Origin of the sequence: Pseudomonas tritici (assembly GCF_014268275.3) — a bacterium.
Classification (GTDB): domain Bacteria; phylum Pseudomonadota; class Gammaproteobacteria; order Pseudomonadales; family Pseudomonadaceae; genus Aquipseudomonas; species Aquipseudomonas tritici.
The window spans coordinates 3,537,470-3,560,037 of sequence record NZ_CP077084.1 but is presented as its reverse complement, the minus strand read 5'-3'; the positions used below and the strand labels follow the sequence as shown (position 1 = coordinate 3,560,037).

General features: G+C 59.0%; 21 protein-coding genes and 1 tRNA gene. 6 read left to right on the top strand and 16 right to left on the bottom strand.

Going from position 1 to position 22,568, the window contains the following annotated elements; genetic code table 11:
- Positions 1-9: 9 nt before the first annotated feature.
- From glgA to HU722_RS15910, 8 genes are all read right to left on the bottom strand, one after another.
- Positions 10-1,563, bottom strand: coding sequence for a glycogen synthase GlgA (gene glgA / locus HU722_RS15945; RefSeq protein ID WP_083207047.1), 1,554 nt, complete (start codon positions 1,561-1,563; stop codon positions 10-12).
- A 533-nt stretch (positions 1,564-2,096) separates the two neighbouring features.
- A complete protein-coding gene (locus HU722_RS15940) occupies positions 2,097-3,050 on the bottom strand; it encodes a D-2-hydroxyacid dehydrogenase family protein (RefSeq protein ID WP_065872960.1) in 954 nt (317 codons plus the stop codon).
- A 26-nt stretch (positions 3,051-3,076) separates the two neighbouring features.
- The gene (locus HU722_RS15935; protein ID WP_065872961.1) at positions 3,077-4,078 is read right to left on the bottom strand and encodes an alpha/beta fold hydrolase; all 1,002 of its coding nucleotides are present in this window, start codon (positions 4,076-4,078) and stop codon (positions 3,077-3,079) included.
- 45 nt (positions 4,079-4,123) lie between these two features.
- Positions 4,124-4,567 (bottom strand): YqaA family protein, encoded by a 444-nt coding sequence (locus HU722_RS15930; RefSeq protein ID WP_186754186.1) that lies wholly within the window; start codon positions 4,565-4,567, stop codon positions 4,124-4,126.
- Positions 4,564-5,010: a DUF411 domain-containing protein gene (locus HU722_RS15925; protein ID WP_186754184.1), complete on the bottom strand. Its 447-nt coding sequence runs from the start codon at positions 5,008-5,010 to the stop codon at positions 4,564-4,566. The genes HU722_RS15930 and HU722_RS15925 overlap by 4 nt, the downstream gene beginning before the upstream one ends.
- Before the next feature lie 112 nt (positions 5,011-5,122).
- A complete protein-coding gene (locus HU722_RS15920) occupies positions 5,123-5,581 on the bottom strand; it encodes an SRPBCC family protein (protein WP_065872964.1) in 459 nt (152 codons plus the stop codon).
- A gap of 82 nt (positions 5,582-5,663) precedes the next feature.
- Positions 5,664-7,658, bottom strand: coding sequence for a methyl-accepting chemotaxis protein (locus HU722_RS15915; protein WP_065872965.1), 1,995 nt, complete (start codon positions 7,656-7,658; stop codon positions 5,664-5,666).
- Positions 7,659-7,791: 133 nt separating this feature from the next.
- Positions 7,792-8,787, bottom strand: coding sequence for an aldo/keto reductase (locus HU722_RS15910; protein WP_065890926.1), 996 nt, complete (start codon positions 8,785-8,787; stop codon positions 7,792-7,794).
- A 117-nt stretch (positions 8,788-8,904) separates the two neighbouring features.
- Between HU722_RS15910 and HU722_RS15905 the strand changes: the two genes are divergently transcribed.
- Positions 8,905-9,816, top strand: coding sequence for a LysR family transcriptional regulator (locus tag HU722_RS15905; RefSeq protein WP_065890927.1), 912 nt, complete (start codon positions 8,905-8,907; stop codon positions 9,814-9,816).
- 103 nt (positions 9,817-9,919) lie between these two features.
- Entirely contained in the window at positions 9,920-10,108 is a 189-nt protein-coding gene (locus HU722_RS15900; protein WP_049713137.1) for a hypothetical protein, read from the top strand.
- 15 nt (positions 10,109-10,123) lie between these two features.
- Here HU722_RS15900 and HU722_RS15895 read toward each other — a convergent pair whose 3' ends face one another.
- Positions 10,124-10,504: a fe2+ zn2+ uptake regulation protein gene (locus HU722_RS15895; RefSeq protein WP_065872968.1), complete on the bottom strand. Its 381-nt coding sequence runs from the start codon at positions 10,502-10,504 to the stop codon at positions 10,124-10,126.
- A 238-nt stretch (positions 10,505-10,742) separates the two neighbouring features.
- Between HU722_RS15895 and pvdQ the strand changes: the two genes are divergently transcribed.
- The 3 genes from pvdQ (at position 10,743) to HU722_RS15880 (ending at position 15,955) form a co-directional block, all read left to right on the top strand.
- Positions 10,743-13,028 carry a bifunctional acylase PvdQ gene (gene pvdQ / locus HU722_RS15890; RefSeq protein ID WP_065890928.1) on the top strand — a complete coding sequence of 762 codons (2,286 nt, stop codon included), beginning with the start codon at positions 10,743-10,745 and terminating at the stop codon, positions 13,026-13,028.
- A 212-nt stretch (positions 13,029-13,240) separates the two neighbouring features.
- Positions 13,241-13,314, top strand: a tRNA-Cys gene (locus HU722_RS15885).
- A gap of 985 nt (positions 13,315-14,299) precedes the next feature.
- Positions 14,300-15,955: a methyl-accepting chemotaxis protein gene (locus tag HU722_RS15880; RefSeq protein ID WP_065880579.1), complete on the top strand. Its 1,656-nt coding sequence runs from the start codon at positions 14,300-14,302 to the stop codon at positions 15,953-15,955.
- A 1,215-nt stretch (positions 15,956-17,170) separates the two neighbouring features.
- Here the strand turns inward: HU722_RS15880 and HU722_RS15875 are convergent.
- From HU722_RS15875 to HU722_RS15855, 5 genes are all read right to left on the bottom strand, one after another.
- Positions 17,171-17,434 carry a hypothetical protein gene (locus HU722_RS15875; protein ID WP_065872973.1) on the bottom strand — a complete coding sequence of 88 codons (264 nt, stop codon included), beginning with the start codon at positions 17,432-17,434 and terminating at the stop codon, positions 17,171-17,173.
- Between the two features lie 153 nt (positions 17,435-17,587).
- Positions 17,588-18,130 carry a hypothetical protein gene (locus HU722_RS15870; protein ID WP_139114569.1) on the bottom strand — a complete coding sequence of 181 codons (543 nt, stop codon included), beginning with the start codon at positions 18,128-18,130 and terminating at the stop codon, positions 17,588-17,590.
- Between the two features lie 198 nt (positions 18,131-18,328).
- On the bottom strand, positions 18,329-19,129 hold the full coding sequence (locus HU722_RS15865; protein ID WP_083213981.1) for a S1 family peptidase: 801 nt from the start codon (positions 19,127-19,129) through the stop codon (positions 18,329-18,331).
- Between the two features lie 144 nt (positions 19,130-19,273).
- Entirely contained in the window at positions 19,274-19,540 is a 267-nt protein-coding gene (locus HU722_RS15860) for a hypothetical protein (RefSeq protein ID WP_065872976.1), read from the bottom strand.
- A complete protein-coding gene (locus HU722_RS15855) occupies positions 19,541-20,071 on the bottom strand; it encodes a GNAT family N-acetyltransferase (RefSeq protein WP_065880575.1) in 531 nt (176 codons plus the stop codon). It lies immediately after the preceding gene.
- Between the two features lie 226 nt (positions 20,072-20,297).
- On the opposite strand from HU722_RS15855, the gene HU722_RS15850 reads away from it, so the two are divergent.
- The gene (locus tag HU722_RS15850; protein WP_065890930.1) at positions 20,298-20,819 is read left to right on the top strand and encodes a DUF1993 domain-containing protein; all 522 of its coding nucleotides are present in this window, start codon (positions 20,298-20,300) and stop codon (positions 20,817-20,819) included.
- 68 nt (positions 20,820-20,887) lie between these two features.
- Here HU722_RS15850 and HU722_RS15845 read toward each other — a convergent pair whose 3' ends face one another.
- Positions 20,888-21,649 (bottom strand): SDR family oxidoreductase, encoded by a 762-nt coding sequence (locus HU722_RS15845; protein WP_065872977.1) that lies wholly within the window; start codon positions 21,647-21,649, stop codon positions 20,888-20,890.
- Positions 21,650-21,678: 29 nt separating this feature from the next.
- Positions 21,679-22,506 (bottom strand): EamA family transporter, encoded by an 828-nt coding sequence (locus tag HU722_RS15840; protein ID WP_186754182.1) that lies wholly within the window; start codon positions 22,504-22,506, stop codon positions 21,679-21,681.
- Positions 22,507-22,568 lie beyond the last annotated feature (62 nt).

The following is a 22,568-nucleotide window of genomic DNA, read 5'->3' as shown; positions in this document are numbered from 1 at the left end:
TTCCTTCGATTATTTAGCGGATTTCCCCAGTGCCTTCGCCACCAGTTGTTCGTAGAGCTCGGCGTAGGGTTCCACCGCCTGGCTCCAGTTGAACGGCTGCGTCATCGCCCGGCTGCGCATGGCGTTGAGCAGGCCTGGGAAGGCAAACACCTTGAACGCGCGGTTCAAGGCTTCTTTGTAGCTGTCGACGGTGGATTCATTGAACAGGAATCCGGTCACGCCATTTTCGATGGTGTCGGCCAAGCCACCGGTGTTACGGGCGACGGGCAGCGAACCGAAGCGCTGGGCATACATTTGGCTGAGACCGCAGGGCTCGTAGCGCGACGGCATCAACAGGAAATCGCTGCCGGCGAACATGCGTCGGGCATCAGTCTCGTTAAAACCGATGCGCACGCCGATTTGGCCTGGGAAGCGCAGTGCCAGTTCACGCATGGCGTTCTCTTCTTCCGGCTCGCCGCGACCGATGATGGCGATCTGCCCACCTTGCTCGACGATAAAGCTGGCAACGGCTTCGGTGAGGTCGAGGCCTTTCTGGAACACCAGGCGCGACACAACGGCGAACAGCGGGCCGGTCGATTCATTCAAACCGAACAGGTTGCGCACTTGAGCGGCGTTGACCGCCTTGCCTTCCCAGTCGCCGATGTTGAAGTTGTGCGTCAGGTGCGGGTCAGTGGAGGTTTCCCAGCTGTCTTCGATCCCGTTGGGAATGCCGCTGAGCAGACCTTGCTGGGTCTTGCTGGCCAAAAAGCCATCAAGGCCGCAGCCGAATTCCGGGGTGGTGATTTCCCGGGCGTAGGTGGCGCTCACGGTGGTGATATGGCTGGAATACGCCATGCCGGCCTTGAGGAACGACATCTTGCCGTAGAACTCCATGCCTTCCTGTTGCAAGGCGTGAGGGGGAATCCCCAGCTCAGGCGTGGAGGCCAGGCTGATCACGCCCTGGTAGGCCAGGTTATGGATGGTGAACAGCGTCGGGGTGCGTGACCCACGCCAGTGCATATAGGCCGGCGCCAGGCCAGCGGGCCAGTCGTGGGCGTGCACCAGGTCCGGGCACCAGTGGATCTGCGCCAGGTTGGCGGCCATGTCAGCGGCGGCCAGGCCCAGGCGGGCGAAGCGAATATGGTTGTCCGGCCAGTCGCGGCCGTTGTTGGCGCCGTAGGGCGTGCCTTCCCGTTCGTAAAGCTCGGGGCAGATCAATACATAGATGACCAGGCCATCCTTGAGGTCCATGCGCCCGATCTTGCACGGCGGCAACGCGGCGTGGCCACCCAGCTCACCAATGATATGGATCGGATTATCGCTTTCCATCACCTGCGGGTAACCGGGGATCAGCACCCGCACATCGTGCAGATGGGCCATGGCTCGCGGCAGCGCCGCAGACACATCGCCCAGGCCGCCGGTCTTGACCAAGTCGGCAAATTCGGAAGTGACGAACAGCACCTTTTTACGATTTGGATTGTGGCTCGGGACGGGCCGCACCGTGTTGAGGTCGACCAAAGAGGTCGACCCGCCAACTGGCTGACTAACACGCTCTCCCTGAATACTTGCAGCGGCACTGATCATAGTTATCTCCACGTGTTGGTCGGCTAATGGCCCGCTGCCATTAGCTCCGATGACCGCATCCTGCGGCCAGGCGCACAAGCGCATGACAAAACTGGCAAGGCGTATGCCAGTTGCACGGTTAGCTTAAAAAGATTGGATAGACGGCATCTGGTATGAACCGCTTGTGCGCGCCTTACCCTAAACCTGACCTATGGCAGAGTTGGAAAGTTTCGATTATTTTCGCGGGGTTTTTGTTTTGAAACGGACCCATCGGTCATCAGTCTAGGACAGATCCCAGAGCCTGTAGGGTTTATACGAGAATTTTGTAGGACAAAATACTTGTAACCATATGCTTTGCGCGAAGGGAGGGGTTTGTAGCGAGCAGGCTTGCCCCGCATGTAGTGAGCAGGCTTGCCCTGCGCTGGAGTGCGAAGCGCTCCCAATTTTGGCGGGCCCGGCTCAACAGTGTGACCGAGGTGGCTATTTGGGGCCGCTTCGCGCCCCAGCGCGGGGCAAGCCCGCTCACTACGAGAGGGTTGCCCTTGAATGGTGCGTTAGCCCAGCACGCGAATGGGCAGGCCGTTTGTCCAAGCGTGGATGTTTTCGATCATCTGAGAATAGAACTGCCGATAATTCTGCTGGCTTACATACCCCACGTGTGGCGTGGCCAGCACCTTTGGCAAACGGCGGAACGGGTGGTCCACCGGCAACGGTTCCTCGGCGTATACATCCAGCGCCGCCCCCGCCAGGCGTCCAGTTTCCAGCGCATGCACCAGCGCCTGCTCATCCACAATCGGTCCGCGTGCGGTATTGACCAAGTGGGCCGTGGGCTTCATCCAGCCCAGTGCCTCGGCATCCACCAGCCCACGACTGCGGTCGCTGAGCACCAGGTGCACGGTGAGGATGTCGGCTTGCTCAAACAGCTCTCTCTTGCTGACCCAAGTAACGCCGGACTGTGCAGCACGTTCAGGCGTAAGGTTTTCGCTCCAGGCAATCACGCGCATGCCAAACACCTGGGCGAACTGCGCGACTTTCTGGCCAATGCTGCCAAGCCCGAGAATGCCCAGGGTCTTGCCATACAGGTCGCCGCCGAGGCCAACCTGCCAGTCGCCAGCGCGCAACGAATTGGCTTCGGCTACCAAGTTTCGGGTGGAGGCCATGATCAACGCCCAGGTCAGTTCCGGCGCCGCGTGTTTATAGCTGTCGGTGCCGCATACGGTGATGCCCTGGGCCTTGGCAGCAGGAATGTCGATCGCCGCGTTGCGCATGCCGCCGGTGACCAGCAATTTGAGCGCTGGCAGGCCTTGCAGCAGGGCTTTGTCGAAGGTGGAGCGTTCGCGCATCACGCAAATCACCTCGAAGCCCTTTAAACGCTCGATCATGGTGGCGGTATCTGCCGGGTAATCGTGCAGAAAGTGCACATCGCCCACGGCCTCCAGGACCGACCAATCCACCACGCCACTGGCCACATGCTGCCAATCATCAATGACTGCGATCTGTACCGACATTCACGAGCACCTCGAAAAAGGTTGGATTAAAGCGCGTTCAGCCCCTGCAACAGCGCTTTGTGAAACTGGGCCGGTTCCTCCATCTGCGGTGCATGCCCCAAGCCTGGGAATTCCACCAGGGTTGCATGGGGAATCAACTTGGCCACTTGCTTGCCCAGCACGGCATAGTTGCCGAGCTTCGCCTTGACCGCTGGCGGTGCGACGTCTTTGCCAAGGGCGGTGTTGTCGGACGTGCCGATCAGCAGCAGCGTGGGCATTTGCAGGTTCTTGAACTCGTAGTACACCGGCTGGGTGAAGATCATGTCGTAAATCAGCGCCGAGTTCCACGCGACCAGCGTATGCCCCGGGCCGTTGCTCAGGCCTGCGTACATGTCCACCCAGCGCTCGTACTCCGGCTTCCAGCGCCCGACGTAATAGGTGGCCAGTTGATATTTGCGAATGCCTTCGGCGCTGACTTTCAGCTCGCGCTCATACCATTGGTCGACGGTGAGGGCGGGCACGCCCAAGGCCTTCCAGTCTTCCAGGCCAATCGGATTGACTAGCCCGAGCTGTTCGGTTTGCGCGGGGTACATCAGTGCATAACGCGTGGCAAGCATGCCGCCGGTGGAGTGGCCAATGAGCGTGGCTTTTTGAATGCCGAGCTTCTCCAGCAACTGGTGGGTGTTGGTTGCCAGTTGCTGGAAGCTGTATTGATAGTGATCGGGCTTGCTGGAGCTACAGAAGCCGATCTGGTCCGGCGCGATCACCCGGTAACCGGCGTCGCTCAGGGCTTTGATCGAGCCTTCCCATGTGGCGCCGCAGAAGTTCTTGCCGTGCATCAGCACCACGCTGCGGCCGTTGGCCTGCCCTTTGGCGGGCACGTCCATATAGCCCATTTGCAAGGCCTTGCCCTGGGATTCAAATTCGAAATGCTGAAGCGGGTAGGGGTATTCGAAGCCTTGCAGCTCGGGGCCGTAGGTCGCGGCGAACGCTGGGGCGGTAGTGGCCGCGAGCAGGCCGGCGATGCAAAAAGCGCGGGTCAGGGGCATTGGCAGGGCTCCGAAAAAGGGTGCTCGGATGCTGTTGCGAGGGGATTAAGTGGGGATTAACACCCACTGCAAGGTAATTGCCGCGAGCACGCCATAACGTACGCTTTTGGCCAGGGTCACCAGCAGCAGGAATCGCCACAGAGGCTCACGCATTACCCCGGCGACCAACATCAGCGGGTCGCCAATGATCGGCACCCAGCTGAGCAACAGGGTCCAATGCCCCCATCGCGCGTAATGTTTGCGGGCTTTGTCCAACTGCCTGTCGCTGACCGGAAACCAGCGCCGTTCCTTAAAGTGCTCAACCCAGCGGCCGAGCCACCAGTTCACCACTGAACCCAGCACGTTGCCCAACGTGGCAACCCCCAGCAACAGCCATAGGCTGTAATGCCCGCTGAGCAGCAGGCCAACCAGAACGGCTTCCGATTGCAGTGGCAGTAAGGTCGCGGCGCCAAACGCCGCGAAGAATAATCCCAGGTAGCCCGCGATCATTGCGCCGGGTATTCAGCCACCACGACATCTCTACCCTCACGGGTCAGGCCGATGACTTGATAAGCCTCGCTGCGGCCTTCCACTTCCATACCCGGCGAGCCCATGGGCATGCCCGGTGCAGCAATGCCCAGCAGGTCATCACGTTTGCGCAAGGCCAGCACCTGTTCAGCGGGCACGTGGCCTTCGACGAATTTGCCGTCGATCACCGCGGTATGGCACGAGCCCAGGCGCGGTGCCACGCCCAAGCGTTGTTTGACGGCGCTCATATCGGCTTCCACGTGGTCGTTGACCTTGAATCCGTTGCTTTCCAGATGGCTGATCCACTTTTTGCAGCAGCCGCAGTTGGCGTCACGGTGCACGTCGATGGGGATCAGGTCGGCGGCCTGGACGAGGGTGGTGGTGAACAGGGCAGAGAGCAGGGCCAGGCGTAATGTGCTTTTCATAGGGGAGGCTCGCGTGCAGGCGTTAGCAATTGGGATGGCGGCGATCATGACGACGTCATCGCAGGCAAGCCAGCGCCCAAAGGTCAGCAGGCAGGGTGGGAATGTTTCAAAATTATACGAAGGGTGGATTTTCCATCCGACGCTTGAGCTGGCCGAGGGCTACCGCCGAGAGTTCGATCATGCGTTCATGCAACGTGGTCAGTTGCAATTCGGTTTCATACGTCAATACACGCTTGAACAGCGTCCCGCCTTGGTGGGGCAGCAGGAAATAGTGGATGGAGCCATCGACGGCCACGGAGGTGAACACCGTCTTGAATTCGCCGGGGCGCCGGGCGATCTGTACGCGGTAACTCATCGGCACACGCACACCCAGCAAGTCGATGAATTCAGTGAAACGTGCGCCGGCAGGAAGGGAACCGGTAGTGCCGGTGTCGGCGCTGAGGGATGTGGGGTGCCATTCGTGCCAGCGATCCGGTTGGGTCACATAGTCGTAAACGGCTTCGATGGGAGCCTGGATAAAGCGTTCCTGACTGATCCGCTCCAAGCGGACCGACTGCTCGGCTGAGCGCATGGCACACCTCCTGTGTGGCGTCTTCGAGCTGTCAGAATAGTCCCACTCCCGCGCTTTGGCACGGGAGTGTTTCAACCATTTATCACCGCACTTTGAAGCGACCCATCAAGGCAATCACTCGGCCATTCGCATCCAGCAGGCTCTGGGTATTGGTTTCAGTGGCGTGGCCGCTCTGTACCAGCTCTTCGACCATTTGTCGGATCTGCACCATGCTGCGGTTGATCTCCTCGGTCACTGCGCTTTGCTGCTCGGCGGCCGTGGCGATCTGGGTGCTGAGGTTGTTGATATGGCTCACGGAACCTGCCATTTCGTCCAGGCCGGTGTTCACCCGCGCCGTGGCATCCGCCGCCGACTGACAGCTGGCCTGGGTGTTTTCCATGGCCGCTACCGAGGAACTGACGCCCGCGGTCAGGCGGGTGAGCATTTCGTTGATCTGCGAGGTGCTGGCCTGGGTGCGGGCGGCGAGGGCGCGGACTTCATCGGCGACCACCGCAAAACCACGGCCCTGCTCCCCGGCACGCGCGGCTTCAATCGCGGCGTTGAGGGCGAGCAGGTTGGTCTGGCCGGCAATTGCACCGATCACGCCGAGGGTTTCGGTGATGCGTGCGGCGTCCTGGCGCATGTTTTCCACGCTGTGGGTGGCGCTGGAGACTTCGCCGATCAAGGCGCTGACGCTGTTGGATGCCTCTCCCACCACCACGCGGGAACGGTCGGCGTGCTCATTGGCGCGCTGGGTGAACGCAGCGGTTTCAGCGGCGTTTTGCGCGACGGTGTCGGCGGTGGAGCTCATTTCGGTGATGGCGGTTACCGTCTGGTCGGTTTCCGAGGCGTGCCGCACCAGAATCTGATTGGTGTGCGCCGAGGTCCGCTGCAGTTGCTCAAGGCTCGACGACATGGCACCGGTGGCTTGGGTGACCTCGCCGATCATGTTCTGCAGGTAGACGATAAAGCGGTTCACCGAGTGACCAATGGCACCCAGTTCGTCTTCGGCGCGGATGGTGATGCGTCGTGTCAAGTCGGCATCGCCGGCGGACAGCGCGTCGATATTGGTTTTCAGCGACTTCATGCGCTGCACCAGTTGGCGGATCGCATACACCGCGAGCAGCACCAGCAGCAATACCATGGGGATTTGCAGCAGGGCCAGGGTGCCGAGCACGTCGTCGCGCTGGGCGGTAATCAGCGAAGTAGGCAGGGCGGTGGCAAGGAACCACGGCGTGCCGGCGATCGGGCGCATATAAAAGGTGCTGGCCACGCCCTGGTTGTCGAACTCGCTGCGTTGCAACGCCTGGTCGCGATGGGCCAGGGCCTTGCTGACCTGGGCGGCAAACGCCGAGGAGCCGCTGAGTTCGCTGATGTTTTTCAACACCACCGGGCTGCTGATGCGCGTGCTGTTGCTGATGATCTTGCCGTCGCCTTCGACGATCAGCATTTGCCCGCCGATGTCTTTTTCTTTGCTGGCCACCAAGTCATTGAAGAAACCCAGGGTCACGTCGATGGTGGCGACGCCATAAGGCACGCCGTCGCGCTGGATCGCCATGGCGCAGTTGGTGCGCGGCTCCTGGCTGGCGTCGTCCTTGTAGGCGGCGGCCCAGGCGCATTGGCCGCGCGGCGAGGCCAGGCCACCTTTGTACCAGCTCTGGTCGTAGTAGTTGGGCGCTGGGTCGCTGTTCCAGAACGTATTCACGGCCAGCTTGCCCGAGGCATCACGGTGCCAGAACGTGCTGTGCTTGTTGCGTCCAGGCGTGCGTTGATTGGGCAGCGGCCAGATCCCGCCGCCGAAGACTTTCAGCTCGCCATATTGGTCGACCAGGCCTGGGAGGACTTTGTCGATGGCATCGCTGTCGAGCAAAGGGATGGTCTGGGTGATGCTGCGTTGCTGGGACTGAACCTTGTTCAGCTCGCCCTGGATTTGCTCGGCGACCTCAGCGATGCGGTTGAGCACCACCTGTTCTTCGGTATGACGCAGCGTAGGCGCGACCAACTGGCCGATTCCCACCACGGTCAATACAAATAACACCAGGACGAACAGCACCAGGAACAGGGTATAGCGGGCTTGGATGGAGCGCAGTGGGGGCATGGGGTCGTCCTTACGAAGCGTTTATTGTCGACGCGGCTTTGTTAGAGCTTCGTAGGGCTATCGGCTTGGATAGGAGGAGCTTTAGGTACCATCGTGCAAGAAAAAAGAGCGCCTTTTGAGGGCGCTCCTTTGATCAGATATCCAGCATGGCCATTACCGCCTCGGGGTAGCGCGAGCCGGCGGGTGCCTCGGCGGGGAAGATCGCTTCCAGGGCCGCCAATTCTGCCTGGCTGAGGTTGATTGAAACGGCCGCCGCATTTTCTTCCAGGTACTTGCGCTGCTTGGTGCCGGGAATCGGAATGATGTAATCGCCCTGCGCCAACACCCAGGCCAGCGCAAGTTGCCCGGCGCTGACACCTTTATCGGCTGCCAGCGCCTGCACTTGCTGCACCAGTTGCAGGTTTTTGCCGAAGTTTTCGCCTTGGAAACGCGGGTTGAAGCGACGGTAATCATCGGTGCCGAAGTCATCCGGGCTTTTCAGTGCGCCCGTCAGGAAGCCACGGCCGAGCGGGCTGTAGGGGACAAATGCAATACCCAGGCGCTGGCAGGTGGCGAGGCAACCGTTATGTTCCTGGTCGCGGCTCCACAACGAGTACTCGCTTTGCAGGGCACTGATCGGATGCACGTTATGAGCGCGTTCCAGGGTGGCGGCGGAGGCTTCGCTCAGGCCCAAGTAACGCACCTTGCCTTGTTGCACGAGCTCGGCCATCGCGCCGATGGTTTCTTCGATGGCGACATCCGGGTCGATACGGTGCTGGTAGTACAGGTCCAGGGTTTCTACACCCAGGCGCCGCAGGGTGCCGTTGATGGCTTTGCGGATGTACTCGGGGCGGCCATTGACGCCGCGCGACGTGGGGTTGGCCGGGTCGCGCAGGATGCCGAACTTGCTGGCCAGGAACACCTGCTCGCGTTTGCCGGCGATGGCTTGGCCGATCAGTTGTTCATTGGTGTGCGGGCCATAGATGTCAGCAGTGTCCAGGAAATTGATGCCCAGCTCCAACGCGCGGTGCAGGGTGGCGGTGGCTTCCCGGGTGTCGTTGCCAGGCGTGTAGAAATCGCTCATGCCCATACAGCCGAGGCCGATGGCGGAGACGAGTGGGCCGTTTGTACCGAGTGGACGGGTGTGCATGGGGTCAGCTCCTTGATGGGGAAGGGCTCCATTGTCACGCTCGACAAAACCGGGATAAACCGGCTAAAACTGCTATCACTGTTCGTATTATCTAAATAATCACTGGGGAGCCGTCACTTGGACCGTTTCAACGCAATGCGTGTGTTCACACGGATCGTCGAGCTGCGCGGCTTTGCCAAGGCGGCCGACAGCCTGCAATTGCCGCGCGCTTCGGTGACCATCCTGATCAAGCAATTGGAAGCACACCTGGGCGTGCAACTGTTGCAACGCACCACGCGGCAAGTCAGCCCTACATTGGATGGCGCCGCGTACTACCAGCGCTGCGTACAACTGCTCACAGACCTGGAAGAAACCGAAGCGGTGTTTTCCACCCAGCGCCAGAACCCGCGCGGCACCCTGAGCGTGGATATGCCGTCGGGCATTGGCCGCTTGATCGTGATCCCCGCATTGCCGTCATTCACTGCGCGCTACCCGCAGATTGAACTGGAGATAGGCCTTAACGACCGCCCCGTGGACCTGATCCGCGAGGGCGTCGATTGCGTGCTGCGCGGCGGCCTGGCCCTGGACGAATCGCTGGTGGCGCGGCCTTTGGCGATGATGGATCAACTCACCCTGGCAAGTCCGGAGTACCTGGCGCGCAGGGGGGTTCCCACCTCATTCGAAGATCTGGTCGATCACCAGATGGTCGAGTACGTCTCCAGTGCCAGCGGCAAACGGTTCGGCCTGGAATTTGAGGTGGGCGGCGAATTGCAGACAGTCAACCTGCCAAAAGGCTTGGCGGTGAACAGTTCTGACGGCTACTTCGCTGCCTGCGAAGCCGGGTTCGGCTTGATCCAGGCGCCGCATTATCATGCGATGCGCAAGTTGGCCGAGGGCACGTTGCTGGAAGTATTGCCGCAGTTGGCTGTGCCGAAGATGGCCCTGACCGCGTTGTACCCACCACACCGCCAACTGTCCCAGCGCGTGCGGGTATTTGTCGATTGGCTGGTTGAGCGCTGCGCGCAATCGGGCACCGGTTTGCAGCGCTAGGCATCGCCTGTAACATGTGCGCCTGTCGGACCCGCTCGCCATTATGTGCCTGGCAGATTCGGCTATTCACCGTAGCTACACTCTTCAGGTTCAGGAACCCGTCATGACACAAAAGCAACGTTTGAAATATTCGATTCTGATTGCCCTGGCCGTACTGGCGACGATGTTTGGCCTGTCCTACTTGCAGAACACTGGGGTTATCAGTGAGAAAACATTCCAGACCATCGCCATTGCCGTCGCAGTGGTCGTGGTGGTGATCAACGGTGTCATGCGCCGCAAGGTCAAGCTCTAAGCGCTAGGTCGCGCCTCAGGTGCGACCTTCGATCACCTTGGCAGCCTCTTCGTGGAGGCTGTAGCTTTTATCTGCATTGAGGGTGATCACGCCCTCGCTGCACAGGCGCTTGAGCACCTCGCGCACGCTGAGAAATGACAGCGGAATGCCCAGTTCCAGCAAATGGCTGTGCACACCGCGCACGCCGAGGCTGCGTCGGTTGTCGGCGGCGGTGAGCAGGGCGTCAATGACCTTCAGCCGGATCAGGCTGGTGCGCAACCCAAAACACTTGAGCAGGTGGCGAATACGCTGGTTGCCTTGCTGTTCCGGCGTTTTGCCGAACACTTGTGTACCGCTGCCAAAAGTGGTCTCGGCAGCCGGTGAATGTCCATCCGTGGGCACTTGCGAGTTGTACATGCAAAAACTCCTTATCAGAGCCTGATCAGGAAAAAAATGAGCGCTCTTGATTAATAAGACGAACGAGCGAGCGAAATCATGAAGTGCCGGATGTAGAAAATTCGTCGGTATCGGTTTTGTCACATTCGCACCGCCGTCAATAAACCTCGCCCCTTGCTAAATTATTCCCAGTGGTTTGCGTTCTTACGGTGGGGTTATTGCCCCGCGTGAGGCGGTTAAATCTGACTGTGGAGTCTGCGTGATTATTTCCAATGGGTTGTCCAGGGTATGTGTGGCCGGGGTGTTGCTGGGGTTGAGCCTGGCGGCTCTGGCACGGGAGCAGGTGACGCAAGCGGCGGCGGATATCCGGCGTACCAGCTACGGCGTGCCGCACATCCGCGCCAATGACGAGCGTGGCCTGGGCTTCGGCATTGGCTACGCCTACGCCCAGGACAACCTGTGCCTGCTGGCCAATGAAGTGGTCACGGTAAATGGCCAGCGCGCCAGCTTCTTTGGCCCCGAGCAGGCGACCCTGGAAGAGCGCAATAACCTGGCCAGCGATGTGTTCTTTACCTGGCTGAACACGCCGGACGCGGTCGCCGCGTTCTGGAAAGCGCAAAGCCCACAGATCCAGCAGCGTATTGAAGGTTATGTGGCCGGTTACAACCGCTACCTGAAAGAGCACGGCGCGCCGGCACCGTGCCAGGCGGCGTGGGTACAGCCACTGGTGGCTGAAGACTTGGTCAAATTGACCCGTAGGCTATTGGTGGAAGGTGGTGTAGGCCAATTCGCCGAAGCCCTGGTTGGTGCTACACCTCCACAAGCAACGGCCAGTGCGCCGACCCGCGCCAAGGCGTTTGAACTGGCCGCCGTCAATCAACAGCGCTTCGCCTTCGATCGCGGCAGTAACGCGGTGGCGGTGGGGCGTGATCGCTCATTCAATGGGCGCGGCATGCTGCTGGCCAACCCGCACTTCCCGTGGGTGGGCGGCATGCGTTTTTATGAGATGCACCTGACCATCCCCGGCCAGCTGGATGTGATGGGCGCCGCGCTGCCGGGCTTGCCGGTGATCAATATCGGCTTCAATCAGCATCTGGCGTGGACCCATACGGTGGATACGTCCAAGCACTTCACCCTGTACCGCCTGACCCTGGACCCCAAGGATTCCACGCGCTACATGCTCGATGGCAAATCTGTTGCCCTGGATAAAACCACGGTGAGTGTGCAGGTCAAACAAGCCGATGGCATCCTCAAGACCCAATCGCACACGGTCTATAGCTCGCAGTTCGGCCCGGTGGTGCAGTGGCCGGGCAAGCTCGATTGGGATAGGCAGCACGCCTTCAGCCTGCGCGACGCCAACCTGGGCAACGACCGCGTGCTGCAACAGTGGTATGCGATGAACCGCGCCAGCAGCCTCAATGAACTGAAAACCTCAGTGCGCACCGTGCAAGGCATCCCGTGGGTCAACACGGTGGCCGCCGATGACCAGGGCCAGAGCCTGTACATGAACCAGTCAGTGGTGCCCAACGTCAGCGCGGCCAAACTGGCGCAATGCAGTGACCCTCGCGCCGGCCTGCAAATGATCATGCTCGACGGCGCCCGCAGCGCCTGCGCCTGGGACATTGACCCACGCGCGGCCCAGGCCGGCATCTTCCCGGCTGACCAACTGCCGCAACTGGAACGCAGCGACTACGTGCAGCACTCCAACGACTCGGCGTGGATGGTCAACCCCAAAGCGCCACTCACCGGGTTCTCCCCGGTGATCAGCCAGGACCACATCGGCCTCGGCCCGCGCGCGCGTTTTGCGCTACAACGGCTGCAGTCCCTGAAGAACCCGATCAGCGTCACCGACCTGCAAAACATGGTGATGGACAACGAGGTGTACCTGGCGGGCCAAGTCATGCCCGACCTGCTCGCGTTCTGCGCCAAACACCTCGGCGCCGACGCCGCCGCGCTGCAACCGCTGTGCACCAGCCTGAAAAACTGGGACCAGCGCGCCAACCTCGACAGCGGCGTTGGCCTGGTGCACTTCATCAACCTGGTGCAACACCTGCAGGAAATCCCCGACGCCTGGCGCGTCGCCTTCGACCCGGCTCAGCCCCTCACCACCCCACGTGGCCTGGCCATCGACCGCGTACCCGTCGCCAAAGCCCTGCGCGAAGCGATGCTGACGTCCACCGCCGAGGTCGCCAAACTCGGCCTGAGCGCCAACAGCACATGGGGCGACATCCAAGTCTCCGGCCAAACCCCGATCCATGGCGGCCCGCAAGAACTGGGGGTCTACAACGCCATGCAAACCGTACCCCGCGCCGACGGCAAACGCGAAGTCGTCAGCGGCACCAGCTACCTGCAAATCGTCACCTTCGACGACCAGGGGCCGCATGTCAGGGGCGTACTTGCGTTCTCCGAGTCCAGCAACCCAGCCTCCAAACACAGCAAGGACCAGACCCAAGCGTTCTCCCAGAAAAAACTCAGCCCGCTGCCCTTCACCGAAGCCCAAATCAAGGCCGACCCGCAGTACCAACAACTGCACATCAAGGAGTAGGGCAGGCACGCAACTCCTTGATGGCAATACGAAATATTTTTGAAATCAAGGGGTTGCACGCATTGGCAAATACGTACATAATGGCGCCCATCGAACGCAATGAGGCATTAAAAACCTCAATGTATTCAATGAGTTAGAGTAGAGGCAGGGTTCTTCAGCCCACTCAAGTTTTTATGCGGTGAGTGTTAGTCGTTGAGACACTGATCGTTTGAGGCCGAGTAGCAAAATGGTTATGCAGCGGATTGCAAATCCGCCTACGCCGGTTCGATTCCGACCTCGGCCTCCACTCTTAAAAACCCCGTAGATTAACGTCTACGGGGTTTTTTATTGCCTGCGATTTTGTCATCGCTTCCGCAATTTTTCGGATCACTTCCGCAACACTGCCTTTTTTCGGGAAATTCAAGACGCTGTTATCGGTATGCCTTTCCTCGATTGGACGTGGGATTGTGCTCAAGACTAAGGAGCCTAAGCGTCCACTAAAGGCCAGAAGCGATCATCCGGCAATGCCTACTACATGCAATCGGCCATCGATTCCGGCAATCTCGGCGGTGTCGAATCCACCTAGGGGCCCAGGTGCGAACCGATGCCGCTAGGCAGGGAAACAGCACAGCTTCCCGATAGGTTAACTCGGCCGCGCAGAGTGCAAGGTGCCGCACCGGAGCACACGGCCGCCGCGCATCGCGTGCCATACGTTCTCCATCGTCTTGGCGCCGTTTTGGTACCGGCAATATCTACATGGCCATACAACCGGGGCGATAGGTCTATGGCATGCATTGTCGTTTAGCCATGACCTCGGCTTTCCGGAGAAGCCTGTTGTAGTAGGAATTTTCCTATCCAGTTCCCTATATCCCTACCACCTAGTAGGGATCTTCTGATGGTAGCGGCAGTGTCATTAGGCCATCCTTTCAATCCAGTCGTCGAGCTGCAGATTCATCGGTGATGACTGTCCGTATTAAGACGGGCAACGCCAACCCCAGCTTGGATGCAGCCAAGTGCTTGCTGACGGTTACCTCTATTTCTGGCGCCTGCCAGAAACCGGATGGCACTGACCGTTCATCGGGATTAAATAATGTCATTACGACATCTCGCCCATATAGTTGTACAAGACTTGTACAAAATTCAGTACTTGTACAAGTTTCGGCTAGCCAAGAAATAACACCGCTACCCGTTGCTGTTGAACAAAAGAATACCTGCGCAGGATGCGGACCAAGGGCGAATAGATGCCCTTGCAGGTGCCTCTAATTGCTCCTCCCATGACGCAGGTACATCATATGCCATCGCACACTCCCCGGCTCTCGACACGGACCAGTCTCTATGCCGGCTATGCCAGCCTGCTCGCGTTTATGTTGCTGATCGCCGCTATCTCGCTTTACGCCCTGGCTAACAGCAATAAGGACTTTTTCCTCTACGTTAATGGCGTTGATGCACGCACCCGCCTAGCCAACACACTGAACGACGCCGCCGCCCAGCGCGCGATTGCCCTGCGTAACATCGCCTTGAACAGCAATGTCACCGCGAGAGAACAGCAGCGGGGCGCTATTGCCGTCAACGAACAAATGGTGGCCAGCAGCCTCGTCGCGCTACGCCAGGCAATTGATAACCATGATGATGTGTCGCCCAAAGAACGTGAACTGCTTTCAACCTTCGAGCAGGTCGAGAGCCGCTACAAACCGGTAGCGCACAGCATTGCCGAACACCTGTTCAAGGGTGAAAACGATGAGGCTCTGCGCATGGTCAGCGAGCAGTGCACACCATTACTGGCCGAGCTGACACAGGCAATTGGCGAATACCTGCGCTACACCAACCAGAGGGCAGACCTGCAGGTCAGCGAGAATGACGAACGCTATCTGTCACAACGCAACCTTCTACTGGCCATTACTGCGCTGGCCGTCTTACTAGCAGCGGTACTGGGTTACGTCATCAGCCGCAACCTGCTGCGCGCGCTGGGTGCCGAACCGAGTGAACTCAACCAGCTCGCCCAACGGGTTGCCAACGGCGATTTGCGCGCTAGCGAGCGCACGATTGAGCCACCACAAGCCAGCATAATGGCCGCCCTGCTGAGCATGCAGGAGAACCTGCGGGACATGACCAAAGGCATAAACCTGTCCTCACAGACCGTGGCCGAATCCAGCCAGGAGCTTAGCCAATCGAGCCTGAGAAACGCCGAAAGCGTGGCCATGGCACAGTGCGAGGTCGAGCAGATCGTCACCGCCGTTCACCAAATGGCCGCCACCGTGCAGGATGTCGCGCGCAACGCCGAATCCGCCGCCAGTGCCGCCAGCGAGGCCGATAGCGCGGCCCTGTACAGCCAGCAGAAGGCCAAAGATGCCGTCAACATGATCGACGAACTGGCCGAGACAATCGAACAGTCCAACATGGCCATGGGCCGGCTGAAGAATGAAACCGGCAATATCGGTGGCGTGCTTGAAGTGATCAAGTCGGTCGCCGACCAGACCAACCTGCTGGCCCTCAATGCAGCCATCGAAGCTGCCCGTGCTGGCGAGGCCGGACGCGGCTTCGCGGTGGTAGCCGACGAGGTGCGCAGCCTGGCACAGCGTACCCAGAAGGCCACCTCAGAGATTGAGGGGCTGATTGCCAGTCTGCAGAAAATTGCCGACGAGACCTCGCAGCATATGCAACGCTGCAAGCGCTCCAGTGCGCAGTCGGTGGCCGGCGTTTCCGAGGCTGGTGACGCGGTAAGCACGATCGTAACCATGATCGAGCGGATCAATGGAATGAACCACCAAATCGCCGCTGCCGCAGAGCAGCAGAGTACCGTTGCCGAGCAGATCAGCCGGGGCATCGTGACCGTCAGCGAAAGCGCCGAGCAATCCGCTGCAGCCTTCCGCAGTGCTCAGAAGGAAAGCGAAGGACTGGCACGCACCAGCGTGACATTGCGAGAGAACATCTCGCGCTTTCAGCTCTAGGGTCTGTTGCCGTTTCATCGCGAGTCGCGTTGCTGCGAGAAATGGCCCCCGGTTAGGCGCAGGACACAGGTAACGGTCCGAGTCCTGCAATAACATCGGGGGGCATTTTCCTCGCAGCGTTATGGGCTGAACCCAACTTCGCAATACCTGTAATTTTTGAACGTCTGCTTTTGGCCGTTTTCTACCTATCGTAAATTTCGTAGCACCGAATCATTTCGTAGGCTTAACAATTTCACCGACTCGCCGATAGTCCTTCTTGGTCATTTCTTCTGTGGAGTGACTTAGTAGGCGGCTCGCGTGAGTCAGCGCTATCTCGCTAGCAGCGTTAGGCCGGATATCCTTGAATTGGAATTGCCGAATGCTAGCAGCCAGTGCGGGGTCACCCTCAGCCGCGGCTTTGATCGCCGCCTTCTCCCGTGCGTCGTCCCACCGGTTGCGCAACATCTGCTGTCTCATTCGAAGTCCAGACGTATTGGTGATCAAGGTCGATATCCGAATACCTTTGATGACTTTAAAGGGGGAGGATTTTCTGACAGGTAGCGATTTAGAAACGCTATGCTTCGGTTTTCAAGGAAGTGAGGAACATGGATGTCCAGCTCGTTTCACGCCTTCGGGTTTATCTTTCTTGCTAGTGGTGCAAGTCTTCTTCACCTATGGCTTATCTGCAGGGTGATGGTTAGCAGCCTCGGCGGATTTAAGAGAGCCTTGTTACTGGTGGCACTGTTACTTGCTCCGATATCTGCTCTTACAGCCGGGCACGGTTGGTGTGGAAAGCTCATCTTTCCAGAGGACATTGAGATCAGTTCAGACTAGGGTTTGCACGGGCGCAGGTCGGCGGGCATCGCGGACGTCGGCGAAGTTTAGGCTGGGCAGCCGGTCGTGAGTCACTCAGGTAAATCCGTTTCGCGGGAGTCCGGGTCATTTCCGGGCGGTGGGCGGATTGAGTTGAACTGCTGCTTCCTCCAGGTGCCGAAATAGCACCATCCAGAGGACATAGCAATGACTGAAGAAAAGAAGAAAGAACCTGAGCAACAAACTCCAGCGCACTCCACTGAGGAAGAACGGGAGCGCCTGAAGGACTTCAACAAAAACGGCATTCCGCCTGGCACTTGCTGAGTATTACGCGATCCGTGCCGGAAGCTCATCGGTGCGCCGGTGGAGCGGCACGACTGTCAGCGCTTAGGTCTACGCTGAAGACCGGGCGTAGGACAACCCTTATGGCGCTTCAGCTTCCACCTGTTTTGGCTGAGCTCGTACGTATGTGCCAAGCATCCAAAGGACACAGGTAATCAGGGCTGTAACCAAACCTACAGCCAGGCTGCCTATTGCCACGCCGATGTCATAGGCCGTCATGAGCCCCGTAAAAAATACCAGTACGGCGCTTAAGCTTATTTTAGCCGTCACGATTCCAGATAAAATTGACGCGGCGAAAATCGGTATCGAGAGTGCAATGCGTATCCATTTACTTGCTTTGTTCACCGAGAACCTCCTTGTTGGGCTGGGTCGTTCGCTGCATGCTAAAGCCTACCCGCGACACATCCAATTTTGCAGCTTTTCCTGAATATGGTTTCACCAAAACCGCCCATGAGGCGGTTTTTTATTGCCTGTGATCGGGGGGCGCAATGTGCTCCTTTACGGAACAAGGCTATCGTCGAAGTCTTCCCGTTCGATGGTTGTGTAGGCCTGCTCGCGAATGCCGCCTTCGGAATAGGTGCAGAGTCGACTTGTTGCTTTCTTTCCCGGTAGACGCACGACGATGCCCTCGCTGAATTCGGGGTCGTTGGGTTCTCCTGGGGTAAAGTTTGTGCGCACCGTACGGTCGAAAACGGCGTAGGTTACGCCATGATTGGTGAAGCGCAGGTGTGCCTCGGCGCCACCTGAGTAGCCCGTAGAGCTGAGCCAGAAATGACCATTCGGTGGACTCAGCTTCTCGGGGTAGCTCAATTCAATTTTGCCGGGCGTACCAAATCGGTATTGCACATAGCCTGTTGTCGCTGAGAAGCCGGGCGATGCACACACCGAGATCATCTTCGGGCCGGAGTCGCATCCGAATAATAGTGTTTCTTCCGTCGAACATAGAAAACGCTGCTCCGACGTCCCCGCGAGCGCGTCGAGCGCTATGGCACCCATCGTAAGGAAGCAAAGGCCTTTTAGCATCGTGACTTTAATTCCCATGAGGGTGTCCGTTTTATTCGATGGAAATTTATCAGCATTTGTTCTGTGCTGTCGCAAACGCAGGATTTGGGCGTACGCCTTCATGAGCCAACAGAGCTATTCACCCGGCGCCCGCCATCCCAAGGAAGTGTGTCGCAGTCAACAGGCCTGTGTAAACGTAATATCCCCACGCCTACACAGCCGCCGTAAATCATGCAATCAAGGCGATTCGCTCATTGTTTCACGAATAAAGTCAGCGATCTTCGGGTTGGACAAGCGTGCAATCAAGACGCCTTGACTGACGACGCCCAGTTGCACAAACCCTCTTTTGGGATGTTTGACGAATACAGGGCCACCGGAGTCGCCGCTGTCCGGTATCAAGCCGTCAGCCCCCACACAGAAGGTGTTTTGCAGGTTCACGTTTGGCGCGAGTGATGTGCACAGTGCGTCCGTCATTCTGGGCAAGCGTGCGCGCTGCAGATGGTCCGGATATACGTCGGGGGCTGGGCTGCGCGCCGTGTTTCCCCAGCCGAGGACGGTGGGGCGCTTGATGCGATCCTCAAGCCCTGCTTCGCGTGTCACCGGCGTGATGGACGGGATGTCGGTGATGTCGTGATCGAGTTTGAGCAGCGCGACATCAAGGGTCAGCGAGCGCAGGAATTCAGGGTGAACGGCGATTTGTTGTACGCCGACGGTATGGCCCTGCCGTGTATTGCTCAACAGGGTGCGCCCGAGGATCACCTCGACGTCACCCGGTTGCGTGTTAACCAGGCAATGGGCCGCGGTCAGTACCCATCGAGGTGCGACCAAGGCCGCGCCACAACCGTGACGTTCCAGCGACGTCGTGCCTGACGCTTTGAATTGGAGCGAAGCCATAAACGGGTAGCGCCCATCCTGCGCATCCGCGCCGCCCACGATGGCGAAAGCGGCCATTGGAACTGTCAGCAGGGCGACGACACAGGCTTTTCGCAGGAAGCGGGTTATCGGTTGTAATGCGGAGTAACAGCTACTGTCGAGCATGGCGACCTCTTCAAGGGCTATTGGGAAGAGGTCAAGTAGTCCACGGGCGATGACACCTGCAAAATGAGAAGAGGGCTAAAAAACTGAGCGATGTTTCTGTGGTTGGATAGCGAAACGTGGACAGAGTCCCCGCACTGCTTATGATCACAGCTGAATCGGGCGATCGTCAGTCCTGACGATCCTCTTGTCTTTGGCCTCATTCGCATAGGCGCCAATTTTTTCCTGTTGCGCCGCCAGCAGCGTGCATATTTTCATCAGCGTCATGGCCTCATCCGGCGTCCTGCCGCTGGCCGCGATAGCGGTCAATTCGACCACCGACCAGCCAATAACCGCCGCCGCATCTTCCAGGTCGTAAAACAATTCCTGCTGGGCAGTCCTGGGCCCATCGAGCCCTTGTATCAGGTCGTCCATTCAGCCCTCCAACCGCTTCAGTTCAAAACCCAAGGCGTTCATCCCGATTTCGGTCAAGTCCGTGTTGAAAGGAATCTCCCCTATCAGCTGAAAACCAAATGCCTCATAAAATCGTCGGGCATTGGGATTGCTCTTGAGTACCGTCAACCACAGCAAACTTTCCCCACGCTGTACGGCCAGGTCGCAAATGTATTGCATAAGCTGCTTCCCATACCCCAGCCCTGCGGCGGATTTGAGAAAGTAGATTTTGCGCAGCTCTGCCCCTATCTCTCCGGTCAGTGGGGCAGGGGCTGACCAGTTGACCTTTGCAAAACCCACGACCCGCGCGTGTTCGTCGCAGGCGAGTAGCCACAGGTGGCTGTCGGACAGTTCGAGTGACTCGCGTAGGGCACCGTGGGAGAAGTCGCGGTCGAGAAAGGCCAGCAAGCCGGCGGGTGACCAGATCGTCGAAAAATGCTGCCGATAGGTCTCGCAGCCAACTTCGTGCAGGGCATTGAGGTCGGCTTGAGTCGCTTCCCGAATGTTGAGCATAGGCATCCTTGAGGTGCGTGCGAGGCGAGTGATCACGCCGTCGACGGGCAAGTGTGGCTCACACATCAAGTGGGTGTAAATGCTCCAGTCGTCCAGGCCAGGGAGTGCAATGGAACCTTTGGGCCTCCTGAGATCCGGTGCCTTGGTGGTAACAAAAACCTGACAATGTGCTGTACTGGCAATTGGTTTTTCACCCGATCCTTATGCCAATCATCAAGGAGCAATGATGCTGACCTACGCCGCCACCATTCCCTGCTTTTCCCAGATGTTGAAGACGCTGAAAGGCCTGCTAGCCAAGGGCAATGAACACGCCAGCACGCTCGGCTATAACCCTCAGAACCTCCTCGATTCGCGCCTTGCGCCGGATATGCATCACTTGGCTGCTCAAATTCGCTACAGCTGTACCCAGGCCTGGGATGCGGTCGATCGGCTTAGCGGGCACCCGGTATCGGCGCTGGAAACCCCGGCGTCGATGGACGAGGCCGTCGCGCTGATCGACAAGACCCTGCAGGTGCTTGCTGGTGCGGATCGCGAACTGATCGAGCGGCGGGCAGAGGACTTGATCGTTATCAAGCTTCCCGGCGACATCACGTTTGAAATGACCGGCGATGAGTACGCGGTCAACTGGGCGACGCCGCAGTTCTATTTTCACCTGATGACGGCGTACAGCATTCTGCGCCAGAACGGCGTGCCGTTGGGCAAGGCAGACTATGTGCCGCATATGTTTGCTTACTTGCGTAAAGGCTAGGCAGGGCTAGCCCTCGGCAGATTCGTTACGTCGCGCTCGGATCTGCCTGGGCTGCTTTTTATGTCTTCTTATTTGCCCCCAGTCACATCCAGAAACGTCCCAGTAATAAACGACGCCTCTGCACCGGCCAACCACAGCACGGCCCGCGCCACCTCTTCGGGTTCTCCTCCGCGGCCCATCGGGATACTGTCCTTGACGCGATCAACGCGCCCAGGTTCTCCGCCGCTGGCGTGCATTTCTGTGTAGATGTGCCCCGGACGTACGCAGTTGACGCGTATGCCTTCGCGCGCGACTTCCTTGGACAGCCCGATAGTGAACGTCTCCAGGGCGCCTTTTGACGCGGCGTAGTCCACATACTCATTCGGGCTGCCGAGCCGGGCGGCTCCCGAGGATACGTTGATCACGCTGCCGCCTTTGCCGTTGTGACGAAACGACATGCGTTTGACGGCTTGCTGCGCACACAGCATCGGGCCGATGGCATTGATCGCAAAGATGCGCTGAATGCGGGCGACGTCGAGGTCTTCGAAGCGCGATTGCAGCCCAATGATTGCGGCATTGTTGACCAGTACGTCGATGCGGCCAAACGTCTCGTCGATGGTGGCGAACAGTTGAGCGACTTGCTCCGGGTCTGCACTGTCGGCGCGTATGGCCAGGGCGCGTCGTCCTACTGCTTGTACGTCCGCCACTACGCCGAGTGCGGCGGCCTCGTTGTTGATGAAGCTGATGGCGACGTCGTAGCCCTGCGCCGCCGCGAGCCGCGCTGTTGCGGCGCCGACACCTCGGCTTCCGCCGGTGATCAGGATCAGGGGTGCTGAAGAGACGGTATCCATTTCTTGAACCTTTTATGAGTGGGGGAAGGTCAGCCAATAAGGATCGTGCCGGTGGCAATGACAACGCACGCCAGCACTTTACGGACAGTCAGTGACTCGCCCAGGAAGAAATAGCCGATCAAGGCCGCAAACACCACACTGGTTTCGCGCAGGGCCGAGACGGCTCCCATGGGCGCTTCAGACATGGCAAAGATGACGATGCCGTAAGCCAGGAGCGAGACGAGCCCACCCATCAAGGCGGTGACGAAGCCCTGGCGTGGGGTGAACAGGCTGCGTGCGTCGCGCAGGCCGATGTACACCAGTGGCATCAGTACGCCCCAAAGTGCACACATCCATGCGGTGTAGGCCAGGGGTGCGCCGGACAGCCTTGCGCCGATGCCATCTGTCACGCTGTAGGCCGCTATGAAAAATCCCGTGCCCAAGGCGTAGGGCAAACTGGGGACGGCCAGCTTGCGTTGCTTGAAGGCCAGCGAAATGATGCCGCCCGATACCAATGCGATGCCCAGCAGGGCACTCGTGCCTACGGCTTCACCCGCAAATGCCAAGGCGAACAGCGTAATCAGAATGGGTGAGGAACCACGGGCAATCGGGTAGGTTTGCCCAAGGTCGCCCATCTTGTAGCTGCGCACGAGGAACAGGTTATAACCCACGTGCAGGACGTCCGACAGGACCGCGTAAGGCCAACTCGCCGCGGCGGGTGATGGGAGACTCAGGGCAATGCCAGTACTGACGATGGCAACCGCCAGGCACATCACGGTCATTGACCACAGCCTGTCGTTGCCGGCGCGCAACAACGCGTTCCAGCTTGCGTGCAAGAGGGCGGCGAAGAGAACGAGTAACACAATCGGAAAAGGCATGCGCCATGTTAAGCAACACAGTGACCTGACGGAAGTCAGTTGTTACTCATGGCGTGACGGCA